General features: G+C 65.3%; 13 protein-coding genes and 1 pseudogene. 9 read left to right on the forward strand and 5 right to left on the reverse strand.

What is annotated here, in order from left to right:
• The 3 genes and pseudogenes from U5A57_RS36565 to queF form a co-directional block, all read left to right on the forward strand.
• Positions 1–160 (forward strand): annotated as a pseudogene (locus U5A57_RS36565) (threonine ammonia-lyase, biosynthetic); the annotation flags it as partial.
• A 12-nt stretch (positions 161–172) separates the two neighbouring features.
• Positions 173–1093, forward strand: coding sequence for a 5'-nucleotidase (locus tag U5A57_RS36570; RefSeq protein WP_321916715.1), 921 nt, complete (start codon positions 173–175; stop codon positions 1091–1093).
• Positions 1090–1914 (forward strand): NADPH-dependent 7-cyano-7-deazaguanine reductase QueF, encoded by an 825-nt coding sequence (gene queF / locus U5A57_RS36575; protein ID WP_321916716.1) that lies wholly within the window; start codon positions 1090–1092, stop codon positions 1912–1914. The genes U5A57_RS36570 and queF overlap by 4 nt, the downstream gene beginning before the upstream one ends.
• Positions 1915–1992: 78 nt before the next feature.
• Here the strand turns inward: queF and mtgA are convergent, their stop codons facing one another.
• From mtgA to mpl, 5 genes are all read right to left on the reverse strand, one after another.
• Positions 1993–2766, reverse strand: coding sequence for a monofunctional biosynthetic peptidoglycan transglycosylase (gene mtgA / locus U5A57_RS36580; RefSeq protein WP_321916718.1), 774 nt, complete (start codon positions 2764–2766; stop codon positions 1993–1995).
• A gap of 46 nt (positions 2767–2812) precedes the next feature.
• The gene (aroE, locus tag U5A57_RS36585) at positions 2813–3688 is read right to left on the reverse strand and encodes a shikimate dehydrogenase (RefSeq protein WP_321916720.1); all 876 of its coding nucleotides are present in this window, start codon (positions 3686–3688) and stop codon (positions 2813–2815) included.
• Positions 3685–5811, reverse strand: coding sequence for a ribonuclease catalytic domain-containing protein (locus tag U5A57_RS36590; RefSeq protein ID WP_321916722.1), 2127 nt, complete (start codon positions 5809–5811; stop codon positions 3685–3687). Before U5A57_RS36590 ends, aroE begins: the two co-directional genes overlap by 4 nt.
• 86 nt (positions 5812–5897) lie before the next feature.
• A complete protein-coding gene (locus U5A57_RS36595; protein ID WP_321916724.1) occupies positions 5898–6473 on the reverse strand; it encodes a YqiA/YcfP family alpha/beta fold hydrolase in 576 nt (191 codons plus the stop codon).
• Complete coding sequence (mpl, locus tag U5A57_RS36600; protein ID WP_415774702.1) at positions 6470–7909, reverse strand: UDP-N-acetylmuramate:L-alanyl-gamma-D-glutamyl-meso-diaminopimelate ligase; 1440 nt, start codon at positions 7907–7909, stop codon at positions 6470–6472. Before mpl ends, U5A57_RS36595 begins: the two co-directional genes overlap by 4 nt.
• A 200-nt stretch (positions 7910–8109) precedes the next feature.
• On the opposite strand from mpl, the gene U5A57_RS36605 reads away from it, so the two are divergent.
• From U5A57_RS36605 to prmA, 6 genes are all read left to right on the forward strand, one after another.
• The gene (locus U5A57_RS36605; RefSeq protein ID WP_321916728.1) at positions 8110–8754 is read left to right on the forward strand and encodes a UDP-N-acetylmuramate--alanine ligase; all 645 of its coding nucleotides are present in this window, start codon (positions 8110–8112) and stop codon (positions 8752–8754) included.
• Positions 8755–8765: 11 nt separating this feature from the next.
• On the forward strand, positions 8766–9338 hold the full coding sequence (locus U5A57_RS36610) for a TlpA disulfide reductase family protein (protein ID WP_321916730.1): 573 nt from the start codon (positions 8766–8768) through the stop codon (positions 9336–9338).
• A 194-nt stretch (positions 9339–9532) separates the two neighbouring features.
• On the forward strand, positions 9533–9985 hold the full coding sequence (aroQ, locus tag U5A57_RS36615; RefSeq protein ID WP_321916731.1) for a type II 3-dehydroquinate dehydratase: 453 nt from the start codon (positions 9533–9535) through the stop codon (positions 9983–9985).
• A 97-nt stretch (positions 9986–10082) separates the two neighbouring features.
• The gene (accB, locus tag U5A57_RS36620; protein ID WP_321916733.1) at positions 10083–10550 is read left to right on the forward strand and encodes an acetyl-CoA carboxylase biotin carboxyl carrier protein; all 468 of its coding nucleotides are present in this window, start codon (positions 10083–10085) and stop codon (positions 10548–10550) included.
• A 147-nt stretch (positions 10551–10697) separates the two neighbouring features.
• A complete protein-coding gene (gene accC, locus U5A57_RS36625) occupies positions 10698–12065 on the forward strand; it encodes an acetyl-CoA carboxylase biotin carboxylase subunit (RefSeq protein WP_028214031.1) in 1368 nt (455 codons plus the stop codon).
• A 3-nt stretch (positions 12066–12068) separates the two neighbouring features.
• Positions 12069–12965, forward strand: coding sequence for a 50S ribosomal protein L11 methyltransferase (gene prmA / locus U5A57_RS36630; protein ID WP_321916735.1), 897 nt, complete (start codon positions 12069–12071; stop codon positions 12963–12965).
• The last annotated feature ends 68 nt before the right edge of the window (positions 12966–13033 follow it).

The following is a 13033-nucleotide window of genomic DNA, read 5'->3' on the forward strand; positions in this document are numbered from 1 at the left end:
CTTCCATTACCGTAACCAGGGCGCCGACTATAGTTCGATTCTGGTGGGCATCCAGGTGCCCGCCGCCGAGGACGCCGAGTTCCGCCGCTTCCTCGCCACGCTCGGTTATCCGCATTGGGAAGAGACGAGCAATCCGGCGTACCGGCTCTTCCTCGCCTAACTGGCCGCCATCGTGTCCGTTTCGCTCTCCGACAAACTCGTCGTCGCCATTTCGTCGCGGGCCCTCTTCGATTTCGAGGAGGAAAACCACGTGTTCGAGGGCGGCGACCTGCAAGCCTACGAGGCGCTACAGCGCGAGCGCCTGACCGTGCCCGCGCGGCCGGGCGTGGCGTTCGCGCTCATTCGCAAGCTGCTCGCGCTGAACAACGGCGCGCATCACGTGGAAGTCGTGATCCTTTCGCGCAGCGATCCCATCAGCGGCTTGCGCGCGTTCAGTTCGTGCCGCGAGCACGGGCTCGACATCCAGCGCGGCGTGTTCACGCGCGGGCGCGAGCCCTGGCACTACCTCAAGCCGCTCAACGCATCGCTCTTTCTCTCCGCGAACCCGGCGGACGTGAAGAGCGCGCTCGACGCCGGCTTCCCCGCCGCACGCGTCTTTCCGGAATCGGCGACAATGGCGGAGCGCAACGCGCACGAGATTCGCATCGCGTTCGACGGCGATGCGGTGCTGTTTTCCGATGAAGCCGAGCAGATCTTCCAGAGCAAGGGCCTTTCCGCTTTCGTGAGCCACGAGCGCGACAACCGCGAACTGCCGCTCGCGCAAGGCCCGCTGCAGCCGCTGCTGGCCGCGCTCAACCGTCTGCAGAAGCTCGCCGACGCGAACGCGCAGATGCGTATCCGCACCGCTCTCGTCACCGCGCGCTCCGCGCCGGCGCACGAGCGCGCAATCCGTACGCTGATGGCCTGGAACATCGAGATCGACGAAGCGATGTTCCTTGGCGGACTCGACAAAGGCCCGTTCCTGCGCGAGTTCGAACCTGATTTTTTCTTCGACGACCAGATCCGCACCTGCGAATCCGCGCGCTCGGTCACGGCCACCGGGCACGTGGCAAGCGGCGTGACCAATCTCGCTACCGAAGCCAACGCATCATGACTCCCGACCAATCTCCGCTCGGCAAGGCCTCCACCTACACCGAGCAATACGACGCCTCGCTCCTGTTCCCGATCCCGCGTGCCGCCGCGCGCGAGCAGATCGGCATTGGCGCGCAACTGCCCTTCTTCGGCAGCGATATCTGGAACGCCTACGAGCTTTCGTGGCTCAACTCGCGCGGCAAGCCGCAGATCGCGATCGCCACGTTCTTCATTCCCGCCGATTCGCCGAACATCATCGAATCGAAGTCGTTCAAGCTGTATCTGGGTTCGTTCGCGCAAACGCCGTTCGAATCCGCCGACGTGGTGCGCGACACGATCAAGCGTGACGTGACGGCGGCTTGCGGCGCATCGGTTTCGGTGAGGCTCGAGCAGCCGGGCGCGTTCGGCAAGATCCCGTTCGAGGAATTCGACGGCCTCTCGCTCGATCGCCTCGATCTCGACACGGAGATCTATCACCCGGAGCCGACGCTCCTGAAAGCGGCTTTCGACGAAGCGCCGGTCGAAGAAACGCTGATCTCGAATCTGCTCAAGTCGAACTGCCCGGTGACGGGCCAGCCCGACTGGGGCAGCGTGCAGATCCACTACGTCGGGCCGCAGATCGATCAGGCGGGCCTCTTGCGCTACATCATCTCGTACCGCAATCACACGGGCTTTCACGAGCAGTGCGCCGAGCGCATCTTCATGGACATCCTGCGCGAGTGCAAACCGGATCGGCTCGCCGTCTACGCGCGCTACACGCGGCGCGGCGGCCTCGACATCAATCCGTTTCGCACCAACTTCAATATGCCGATGCCGGATAACGCGCGGCTCGCGCGCCAGTAAGCGCAACATCGAAGCACCCGGTAGAAAGCAAAACGCGCCGCAAATGCGGCGCGTTTTTTATTGGCGTACCAGCGTACCTCAATGCGGCAACTCCGCCGCCCCCATGCGCCGCGCAATCACAGCGGTGCGCTGCGCAAGATACGCCGAGTTGCGATGCTCATCGAAGTACTTGGGACGCGGCAGCATCACCGCAAGCCGCGCCGACTGCCACGGCGTGAGCTTCGCAGCTGTCGTGCGGTAGTAGTAGCGCGCGGCGGCTTGCGCGCCGTACACGCCGTTGCCCCACTCCACCGAATTCAGATAGATCTCGAAGATGCGCTCCTTGTCGAGCAGCGCCTGCAGCATCCACGTGATGATGAACTCCTGACCTTTGCGGATATAGCTCTGCTCGCGCGAGAGGAACAGGTTGCGCGCAAGCTGCTGCGTGATGGTCGAGCCGCCGCGCACGATATGGCCGCGCTTCTTGTTCTTCTCCCACGCCTGGAGGATGGCGTCGGTCTCGTAGCCGTTGTTGTTGACGAAGTTCGCGTCCTCGGACGCGATGATCGCGCGCTTCAGGTTGCGCGAAATCTGGTCGTACGGCACCCATTCGTGCTGGATCGAAAGACCGGGCCGCTCGGCGGAAAGCCGCGCGGCGTCGGTGCGCATGAACGCTGTGGTTTGCGGATCGACGAAGTTCCACAGCGCGATTTGCGCGAAGTAGAAGAGTTGCGTGGCGATCCAAGCAATGGCGAACACGCAGACGATCCAGGCGAGCCAGCGCCGCGCGCCGGGACGGTTGCGGGACTGCGCACGCCGCCCACTGCCGCTCGCGACCGTCGCGGCTTGCGCACCGATGGCTTGCCTGCGCATGGCGTCGTCTCCGTGTTGTGCGAGCTTGTCCGAGCAGCGCCGGGCGTTACGCGGCCTGCGCGGCCAACTGCGCGCGCAATGCCGCCAGCACCGGTGCGCCCTCGGGCCGCACGCCGCGCCAAACGAAGAACGACTCCGCAGCCTGCTCGACGAGCATGCCGAGGCCGTCGGCCGCGCGCGCGCCGAGTGCCTGCGCATGGCGCATGAATACAGTGGGCTGCGCGCCGTACATCATGTCGTAGGCAAGCGTGCCCGTGCCGAACGCGCGTTCGTCGCACTCGGGCAACGCTGCGTCGAGGCTGCCCGCCGTCGCGTTCACGATCACGTCGTAAGGCTTGGGGTCAACGGCTTGCGGGCCTCCGCCGTTCAGCAGAGTTCCAAACTCGCCCGCCGCGCCTGCGAACTGCTCGATGAGCGCGTGCGCCTTGGGCGCCGTGCGGTTCACGATCGTGATCTCGCGCGGACGGCGCTCGAGCATCGGCAGCACGACGCCGCGCGCCGCACCGCCCGCGCCGAGCAGCAGCACGCGCGCGCCTGCGAGCGATACACCCAGGTTCACCTCGATGTCGCGCACGAGGCCGAAGCCGTCGGTGTTGTCGCCGAAGATGCCGTCTGCGTCGAAGCGCAGCGTGTTCACCGCACCCGCCGCCGCCGCGCGCGGCGAGAGCTTGTGCGCCAGCGCGTGCGCTTCCAGCTTGAACGGCACGGTCACGTTCAGGCCGCGTCCGCCCGCTGCGTGAAATGCCTGCACGTGCTCGACGAAACCGTCGAGCGGCGCGAGCAGACGATCGTATTCGACGCGCTCGCCGGTTTGCAGCGCAAACTGCGCGTGGATGAACGGCGACTTGCTGTGCGCCACCGGGTTGCCGACTACGGCGTAACGGTCGGCGTGCGCAACGGGCTTCGATTCGCTAACGCTCATGCGCGCGGCTCCGTGGCGTGCTGTTCGCTCGATTGTTCTTCTGCCGCGGGCGCATCGCCTGCCGCTTCGTCTTCGGCTTCGTCCGCTTCCGCGACGGCTTCCGCTTCACTCTGTGCGGACTCGTCGGCGGCTTCGATCAATTCTTCGTCTTCGCCCGCATCCTCTTCCGCCTGCTCGCCGCTCGTCACGACGGGCGCGTCGAGCACGCGCAGCATGCGCACCGAAGCCTCGATGGTCAGCTCGTCGATCGACAGCACTTCCATCATCAAACGCGTACCGCGCGCGTGCACGCCAAGCGCGGGCACATGCATGAGCAGCGGCACTTCCTCAAAGCGCACGAGGTCGTCCTTCACCACGCTCGCCGGGAATTCGCGGCGCGGTTCGCCACCGCCCTCTCCGCGCATTTCCTGCTGCAGCCAGCGCAGGCACCAGAAGTACTCCATGCGGCGCTGATGGTCGGCGTAGGCGGTGTAGGTCTCGTCGAAGCCCTGCACGACGGCGAACAGATCGGCGTCCTTGGGCTTGAACGGCGCGACGAGCTTGGCGGCCACGCCATGCTCCACGCATGCGAGCAATTGCCACTGGTTCACGAGGTCCACATAGCGGCGCAGCGGCGAGGTGCTCCACGCATACTGCGCGACGCCGAGACCTTCGTGCGGGGCGGCGTTGGTCTGCATGCGCGTGCGCTTGGGGCCGCTCGGCGCGCCGAACGCACGCTGCGAGCGATAGATGCCCGGCACGCCATGATCGTGCAGGAAGGCGCCCCACGTGGAGTTCGCGAGAATCGCCAGTTCCGCGACGATCATGTCGAGCGGCGAACCACGGCGGCGCGGGGAGATGGTCACATGCTCGCCTTCCACGTAGAAGTTGAAGTCGGTGTTGCGCTGGACTTCGCGGCGCAGGCCGTAACCCGCGCGCGCCTGCTGGCGCTTCTCGAACAGCGCCTGCGCGAACGGCCACAGCACGGCGATGTCGTCCTTGTGCGCATATTCGCCCGTGCCCGCCGCGAGCGTCTCTTCGGTCACGACCTCGTCGAGCGTGTTGTGGCGCAGATTGTTCTTCACGAACACGCGCTCGGCGCGCGTTTCGGTCGCGACGATCTCCTGCGTCTCGCGGTTCACGATGCAGTAGAGCGAAAGCGCCGGGCGCAGGCCGCCTTCCTTGAGCGTGAAGGCGTCGACGAAATCGTCGGGCAGCATCGTGATCTTGTCGCCGGGCATGTAGACCGTCGAAAGACGCGTGCGCGCGATCGTATCCGCCGTGTCGCCGCGCTGGATGCCAAGCGCCGGCGCCGCGATGTGAATGCCGATGCGCACGCGGCCGTCAGCCAGATGCTCGATGGAAAACGCGTCGTCGATTTCGGTCGTCGTGACGTCGTCGATCGAGAAGGCCTGCACGTGCTCGGCGGCAGTGGGGAGATCCTCGGGCAGCGTGCCCACTTCGACGGGCGGGAAGCCCGTACCGTGCGGGAAGAAGTCCGCGAGGAAGCGCGCCTCGTGCAGCGCGCGCGGCGAAGCAATGCCACCGCATTCGAGCATGAGGCGCGGCATCGAAATGCCGCGCGCAGCCGCCGCCGCTTCGAGCGCCTTATATTCGATCGAATTCTTGTCGGGCTTCGTGAGGAGTCCGAGTGCCTTGCCCTTGAACGCCTCGGGCAACCCGCCCGCCTTCAGCTCATCTTCGTAGCCAGCCTGAACCAGCGCCTGCTGACGCTTGCGCTCGAGCGAGGCCAGCGCCATCTTGAGCTGCTCTTCAGGCGCGCGCTGATACTGGCCGCGGCCCTTGCGGCGGAAGTACACGGGCGATCCATGCAGGCGCAGCACAAGCGCGGCGCGCTCGACAGGGCCATACGTTTCGCCGAAGTACTCGCTCGCCAGCGCCGTGTAGGCGAATTCCTCTGCGGGCGCGCACTCCCAGAGGAAGTCGAGATCGATCTCCTCGGCAGCGGCGTCCGCCTGCTCCAGCAGTTCGCTTGCTGCGGGCTTCTCGAACTCGATCAGCACGTCTTTCGCGCGCACCTTGGCGCGCCGCCCGCCGGGCAGTTCGACCTGGAACGCGTCGCCCTGACGCGACAGCACGCTGCCGGCCTTGAAACTGCCCGATTCCTCAAAGAAAACGTTCACTCAATACTCTCGTTCAGACTTGCTTCGACCGCCGGCGCGGCGCGCGGGCGGTGCTGTATACATATAGATATAGGCGTTCGCACGCATCAAGCGGCGTCGCAGAAACGGATCACTTCGTCGACGTAATCGGCGAACTCGCTGATGCCATGATCGCTGCCTTCGATCAGGTGTGTGGGCACACCCGGATAATGCGCGAGCATCTCGCGGTAATCGAGCACTTCGTCGCCGGTCGCGGCCATCAAATAGTAGCGCGCGGGCTGCGTCACCCTCGCGACGGCCAGCGCACGCAACTCTTCCAGATGGCGCGGTTCGACGACGATGCTGCCGCCGCCGTGCCAGAGCGGCTGCTCGCCGAGATACTTCGACAGATCGCGGTCGGGCACCACGGCGGGGTTCAGCAGCGCGGCGCGCCAGCCGTGCTTTTCCGCGAGATGCGTGGCGAAGTAGCCGCCAAGCGAACTGCCGATGAGCGTGACGCGCTCGCCCGGCTTCAACTGCGCGCCGATGTCCTGCTCGGCGAGCGCAATCGCCTCCTGCGGCGAAACCGGCAGCGTCGGGCACAGCCATTCGCCGCTGCGGCCCAGCTCAGCCATGCGCGCCGCGAGCAGGCGCGCCTTGAACGACTGGGGCGACGAACGAAAGCCGTGCAGATAGACGATCACGCCGCGCTCCGCACCGAAAGGGCATCGAGCAGCTTTTGATGCACGCCGCCGAAGCCGCCGTTGCTCATCACGAGCACCTGGTCGCCGGGGCGCGCCGCCGCTGCGACCGCCTTCACGAGCGCTTCGAGATCGTGGTACGCGCGGGCCTTCTCGCCTAGCGGCGCGAGTGCACCCGCGAGATCCCAGCCGAGCGCGTCCTTGCCGCTCGGGGCGCCGTAGCCGAACACGAGGTCGGCGTCGGCGAGACTGGCAGGCAGTTGCGCCTTCATCACGCCGAGCTTCATCGTGTTCGAGCGCGGCTCGAGCACGGCGAGGATGCGCGTGTTTTTGTGGCCGACGCGTGTACGCAGGCCGGCGATCGTCGTTTCGATGGCCGTGGGATGGTGCGCGAAGTCGTCATAGACGGTCACGCCGTCCACGCTCCCGCGCACTTCCATGCGGCGCTTCACGTTGCGGAACGTGCCAAGCGAGGCCGCAGCCTGCGCGGGCGGCACGCCCACGCTGCGTGCAGAGGCAATGGCGGCGAGCGCGTTCAGGCGGTTGTGTTCGCCCTGGATCTGCCAGTCCACCACGCCCACGCGTTCGCTGTTGTGATACACGGCGAAGCGCTCGTCAACGGCAACGCCGTCTTCCGCGGGCAGCGCCTGCCAGCCGCCGTCCACGCCGAAGCGCTCTACGTCGCTCCACACGCCGCGCGTGAGCACGCGCTCGAGCGCGTCCGAACGGCCATTCGTGACGATGCGGCCCACGCCAGGAATCGTGCGCACGAGGTGATGGAACTGCGTTTCGATTGCGGCGAGATCGGGGAAGATGTCGGCGTGATCGAACTCGAGGTTGTTGAGCAGCGCCGTGCGCGGACGGTAATGAACGAACTTCGAGCGTTTGTCGAAGAACGCCGTGTCGTACTCGTCGGCTTCGATCACGAAGAAGCTCGAGTCGGTCAGGCGCGCCGACACGCCGAAGTTCAGCGGCACGCCGCCGATCAGGAAACCTGGGTTCAGGCCAGCGTCTTCGAGCAGCCACGTGAGCATCGAGCTCGTGGTGGTCTTGCCGTGCGTGCCCGCCACCGCGAGCACCCATTTGTCGCGCAGCACGTGCTCGCCGAGCCACTGCGGGCCCGACGTATACGGCAGGCAGCGATTGAGGATCTCTTCCATCAGCGGGTTGCCGCGCGTGACCACGTTGCCGATCACATAGAGATCGGGGTTCAGTTCGGTCTGGCTCGCGTCGTAACCCTCGATGAGGCGGATGCCCTGTGCTTCGAGCTGGGTGCTCATCGGCGGGTACACGCCGGCGTCGCAGCCGGTCACCGTGTGGCCCGCGCTGCGCGCGAGCACCGCGAGTCCGCCCATGAACGTGCCGCAGATGCCGAGGATATGGATGTGCATAAGCCTGTCGCGCCGCGCGGGCGTCGTGAACGCGTCGATCGGATTGATCGGGTTGAAGGATGCAGAAGCTTGGAACGGCGGCAGTCCTGCGCCGCCGCAGCAAAGACCGGTATTGTACCCGAGGCCCCAAGCCCTATTGGCTCGACCTCGGCCTCCCCACCGACGGAAAACCCTTGGCGCACCCGACAGCGGACGCGGCTCAATGGCCGCTGCCCGGAGCCCAGGGCGATCTCTAGTATCATTGAAGGATGGTTCGCAGATCACATTTCGATCCCCAGCGCGTGCGCGAGGAAATCGCCATCGCGGCAGCAAGGATGATTGCCGAGGACGGCCTCGACTACGCCACCGCCAAACGCAAGGCAGCCCGGCAGGTGGTGGGGGAAACGCGTATCGAAGGCACCTGGCTGCCCGACAACGACCAGATCGAGGAAGAGATCCGCGAATATCAGGCCCTCTTTCAGAGCGACAGTCAGCCCGCGGTGCTGCGCCGCCTGCGCGAAATCGCGCTCGAATGGATGCAGCGGCTCCAGCCGTTCAATCCTTTCCTGACCGGCGCGGTACTCAACGGCACGGCGGGCGAGCACTCCGACATCCATCTGCAGATTTTTTGTGACAACGCGAAGGATGTCGCGATCTGGCTCCTGAATGCGAATGTGCAGTACGACGTGTCGGAAACGCGCCATTTCGCGGCGCGCGGCTTCGTGGAAACACTCAGCTTCATGTGGCGGCCGTCACGCGCCGAGGAGCCGGTGGGCATCCACGTTGCGCTCTACAATACGGACGACTTGCGCGGTGCCGTGCGCGCCGATGCGCGTGGCAGGCTGCCACGCGCCAACGCGCAGGCCCTCCAGGCGCTGATCGACGAGAGCGGCGCCACTTCTTCCACAACCTGAAAACGGCAGCGATGAATACGAAGCGGATTCTGGCCGGCGTGGCAGTGGCGGCAATCGCCGCAGGCGGCGGCATACTGGCTGGGCACTGGGCCACGAGCGGCAGCGCCGGCGTGGCCGACGCGGCCTCGGTGAGCAGCAACGCGGCCTCGGCGAGCGGCAAGCAGAACGCGGTCGACCAGCTCTGGTCGGCGGCGGTCACGAACCCGGACGGCAAGGCGCAATCGCTCGCCATCTACAAGGGCCGGCCCATCGTGGTCAACTTCTGGGCCTCGTGGTGCGGTCCGTGCGTCGAGGAGATGCCGGAGCTTTCCGCGCTCCAGCGTGAATACGCGAAGAAGGGCATTCAGTTCGTGGGTGTGGGCGTGGACTCGGCGGCGAACATCAAGACGTTCCTCAAGAAGGTACCCGTCGATTACCCGATCTACATCGCCGGTTTCGGCGGCGCGGACGTCGCGCGCGCGTTCGGCAACAACGCGGGCGGCTTACCTTACACGGTGGTAATCGACGCGAACGGCACCGTTCGTGCGACAAAATTAGGACAAATCAAGCCGGACGAGCTTCGGCGCACGCTCGACGCGCTTTGACGCAGTGGATCGTCTGACAAGATCTTAAGCGCCGTATCGCTGGTTTTGCCGTGGAAATCCCGTCATTTGACTGAAGATCGGCCCAAACCTTCGCTGCAAAGCGCAGTCGGGGCCATATCCCCTTATCGGAAAACTAGACAAATTTCTCTAATCGGCGCTAAAGTTCGCGCAATTCCACGGAAAAAGAAGCGACCATGACGCGACTGCTGGTTCTGCACGGCCCCAACCTCAATCTTCTCGGCACCCGGGAACCGGAGGTGTATGGGCGCGTGACGCTGCCGCAGATCGATCAGGCGCTCTCGGACCGCGCGGCGGACGCCGGCGTCGAACTCGCGACTTTCCAGAGCAACCACGAAGGCGCGCTGGTCGACCGCATCCAGTCGGCCCGCACCGAGCAAACCGACTTCATCCTGATCAACCCGGCCGCGTACACGCATACGAGCGTCGCGATTCGGGATGCGCTGGCAGGCGTCGGCATCCCGTTCGTCGAGATTCACCTGTCGAACGTGCATCGCCGCGAGTCCTTCCGGCACCATTCGTATTTCTCCGACCAGGCCGAGGGTGTGATTTGCGGCCTCGGCTGGAAGGGTTATCTCTACGCGCTCGAATACGCGCTCGACCGGCTCGCTGCCCGGTCGGCGGACTGATTCCTGCGCCGGATGACCGTCAATACCTGAACAACAACCCGTGTCGGGACGCGCGCGCCCCGGCACTTCACGTATTCAAAGTAAAAGGGGCTGCACCATGGATCTACGTAAGCTGAAGACTCTGATCGACCTCGTCTCCGAATCGGGCATCTCGGAGCTCGAAGTGACCGAGGGTGAAGGCAAGGTGCGCATCGTCAAGAACGCGCCGCCCGTTTACGTGCAGCCGGCCCCCGCGCAATACGCGGCACCGGCCATGGGCGCTCCGCTCGCCGCTCCCGGCCACGTCGGCGAAGCCGCCGCAGCGGCCCCCGCCGCGCCCGCCGTGCCGCAAGGCCACATCGTCACCTCGCCGATGGTGGGCACGTTCTACCGCGCGCCGTCGCCGGGCGCCGACCCGTTCGTCCAGGTTGGCGACACGGTCAAGGAAGGCCAGACGCTTTGCATCATCGAAGCGATGAAGCTGCTCAACGAGATCGAGTCGGACGCGGCTGGCGTGGTCAAGGAAATCCTCGTCGAGAACGGCCAGGCAGTCGAATACGGCCAGCCGCTTTACGTGATCGCCTAAGCTTTTCTGCGCGCGGCGGTGGCCTTCTTGTTCGGCCACGCCGCGTTTGTCGCGTTTGGCGCCCCATGACGGCGACGCACGCGACCGATCCTCTGAGGCGTCGGCACATATGACTTGCGACGCCCTTTGATGAGTCGAATACCCACCATGTTTGAAAAAATCCTCATTGCCAATCGTGGCGAAATCGCGCTCCGCATTCAGCGCGCGTGCCGCGAACTCGGCGTCAAGACGGTCGTCGTCTATTCGGAAGCCGACAAGGAAGCCAAGTACGTGAAGCTCGCCGACGAGGCGGTCTGTATCGGCCCGGCGCCTTCGAACCTGAGCTACCTGAACATGCCCGCGCTCATCAGCGCGGCGGAAGTCACCGACGCAGAAGCGATCCACCCCGGCTACGGCTTCCTCTCCGAGAACGCCGACTTTGCCGAACGTGTGGAGCAGTCGGGCTTCACGTTCATCGGCCCGCGCCCGGAAACGATCCGCATGATGGGCGACAAGGTCACGGCGAAGCAGACCATGATCAAGACCGGCGTGCCCTGCGTGCCGGGCTCGGAAGGCGCATTGCCCGACGATCCGAAAGAAATCGTGAAGATCGCGCGCGCGATCGGCTACCCCGTCATCATCAAGGCGGCGGGCGGCGGCGGCGGGCGCGGCATGCGCGTCGTGCACACGGAAGCGGCGCTCGTGAACGCGGTCAACATGACCCGCGAGGAAGCCGGCCGTGCGTTCGGCAACCCGCAGGTCTACATGGAGAAGTACCTCGAGAACCCGCGTCACATCGAGATCCAGATTCTCGCGGACTCGTTCAAGAACGCCGTGTGGCTCGGCGAGCGCGACTGCTCCATGCAGCGCCGTCACCAGAAGGTGATCGAAGAAGCGCCGGCGCCGGGCATCGCGCGCCGCCTGCTCGATCGCATCGGCGACCGTTGCGCCGATGCGTGCAAGAAGATGGGCTACCTCGGCGCGGGCACGTTCGAGTTCCTGTATGAAAACGGCGAGTTCTACTTCATCGAGATGAACACGCGCGTGCAGGTCGAGCACCCGGTCACCGAGCTGATCACGGGCATCGACATCGTGCAGGAACAGATCCGCATTGCCGCAGGCGAGAAGCTCTCGTTCCGTCAGCGCGACATCCAGCTGAAGGGCCATGCGATCGAGTGCCGTATCAACGCGGAAGATCCGTTCAAGTTCACGCCGTCGCCGGGCCGTCTCACGTCGTGGCACATGCCGGGTGGTCCTGGCGTGCGTGTTGACTCGCATGCCTACAATGGCTATTTCGTGCCGCCGAACTATGATTCGATGATCGGCAAGCTGATCACCTACGGCGCCACGCGCGAACAGGCCATTCAGCGCATGCGCATCGCGCTCTCGGAAATGGTGGTCGAAGGCATTCAGACCAACATCCCGCTGCACCGCGAGCTGATGCTCGACGCGAAGTTCGTCGAGGGCGGCACGAGCATTCACTACCTCGAAAGCCGCCTGGCCGAACGTCAGGCAGTGAAGAAGGACGAAGCGTAATTCATGAGCTACCGGGAACTGATCGTCGAGCTGGATCGCAACCGCGCGGAGGCACTGTCCGACGCGCTGATCGAGCTTGGCGCCCTCTCGGTGTCGGTGGAAGACGCCGACGCCGACACGCCCGACGAGCAACCGCTCTTTGGCGAACCGGGCCTCACCCCCGATCGCACCGCGTGGCAGCATTCGCGCGTGATTGCGCTGATCGGCGCCGATCAGGATCCCGCCGTGCTGCTTGCGGCCGCTTCGAACGAGTTGGGCCTCGCTGAAACGCCGAAGTTCTCGCTGCGCGAAGTCGAGGAGCAGGACTGGGTGCGTTTGACGCAATCGCAGTTCGACCCGATCCAGATCGGTGAGCGCATCTGGGTCGTGCCGTCGTGGCACGATGCACCGGACCCGAACGCGCTCGTGCTCGAACTGGACCCGGGCCTCGCGTTCGGCACGGGCAGCCATCCCACCACGCGTTTGTGCATGGAATGGCTCGAACAGCACGTGCAGCCCGGCAACTCGCTGCTCGACTACGGCTGCGGCTCGGGCATTCTCGCGATCCTCGCGAAGAAGTGCGGTGCGAATCCGGTGATCGGCATCGACATCGACCCGCAGGCCGTCGAGTCGGCGCGCCATAACAGCGAGCGCAACCGCGCGGAGGTCACGTATGGCCTGCCCGACGATTGCCCCGCCGGCGAGTTCGACATCGTCGTCGCCAACATTCTCTCGAATCCGCTCAAGCTGATGGCCTCGATGCTCTCCTCGCGCGTGAAGCCGGGCGGACGCATCGCACTTTCGGGCATTCTCGCGCGCCAAGCCGAGGAAGTCGCGCAGGTGTACGCGCAGTGGATCGACATCTCAGTCTGGCGCGAACACGAAGGGTGGGTCTGCCTCGCGGGCACGCGCCGCGCATAATCCCTTCGCGTTTCGATCAGGCTCACGCGAGCCTGATCGCGCCCCAAGCGGCATGACCGAAGTCGTAG

The organism is Paraburkholderia sp. J11-2, from assembly GCF_905220185.1.
Classification (GTDB): Bacteria; Pseudomonadota; Gammaproteobacteria; order Burkholderiales; family Burkholderiaceae; genus Paraburkholderia.

Coding starts and splice junctions, on each gene's coding strand:
- queF (WP_321916716.1), top strand. CDS start 1,090: ATGACTCCCGACCAATCTCCGCTCGGCAAGGCCTCCACCTACACCGAG.
- mtgA (WP_321916718.1), bottom strand. CDS start 2,766: ATGCGCAGGCAAGCCATCGGTGCGCAAGCCGCGACGGTCGCGAGCGGC.
- aroE (WP_321916720.1), bottom strand. CDS start 3,688: ATGAGCGTTAGCGAATCGAAGCCCGTTGCGCACGCCGACCGTTACGCC.
- U5A57_RS36605 (WP_321916728.1), top strand. CDS start 8,110: ATGGTTCGCAGATCACATTTCGATCCCCAGCGCGTGCGCGAGGAAATC.
- U5A57_RS36610 (WP_321916730.1), top strand. CDS start 8,766: ATGAATACGAAGCGGATTCTGGCCGGCGTGGCAGTGGCGGCAATCGCC.
- aroQ (WP_321916731.1), top strand. CDS start 9,533: ATGACGCGACTGCTGGTTCTGCACGGCCCCAACCTCAATCTTCTCGGC.
- accB (WP_321916733.1), top strand. CDS start 10,083: ATGGATCTACGTAAGCTGAAGACTCTGATCGACCTCGTCTCCGAATCG.
- accC (WP_028214031.1), top strand. CDS start 10,698: ATGTTTGAAAAAATCCTCATTGCCAATCGTGGCGAAATCGCGCTCCGC.
- prmA (WP_321916735.1), top strand. CDS start 12,069: ATGAGCTACCGGGAACTGATCGTCGAGCTGGATCGCAACCGCGCGGAG.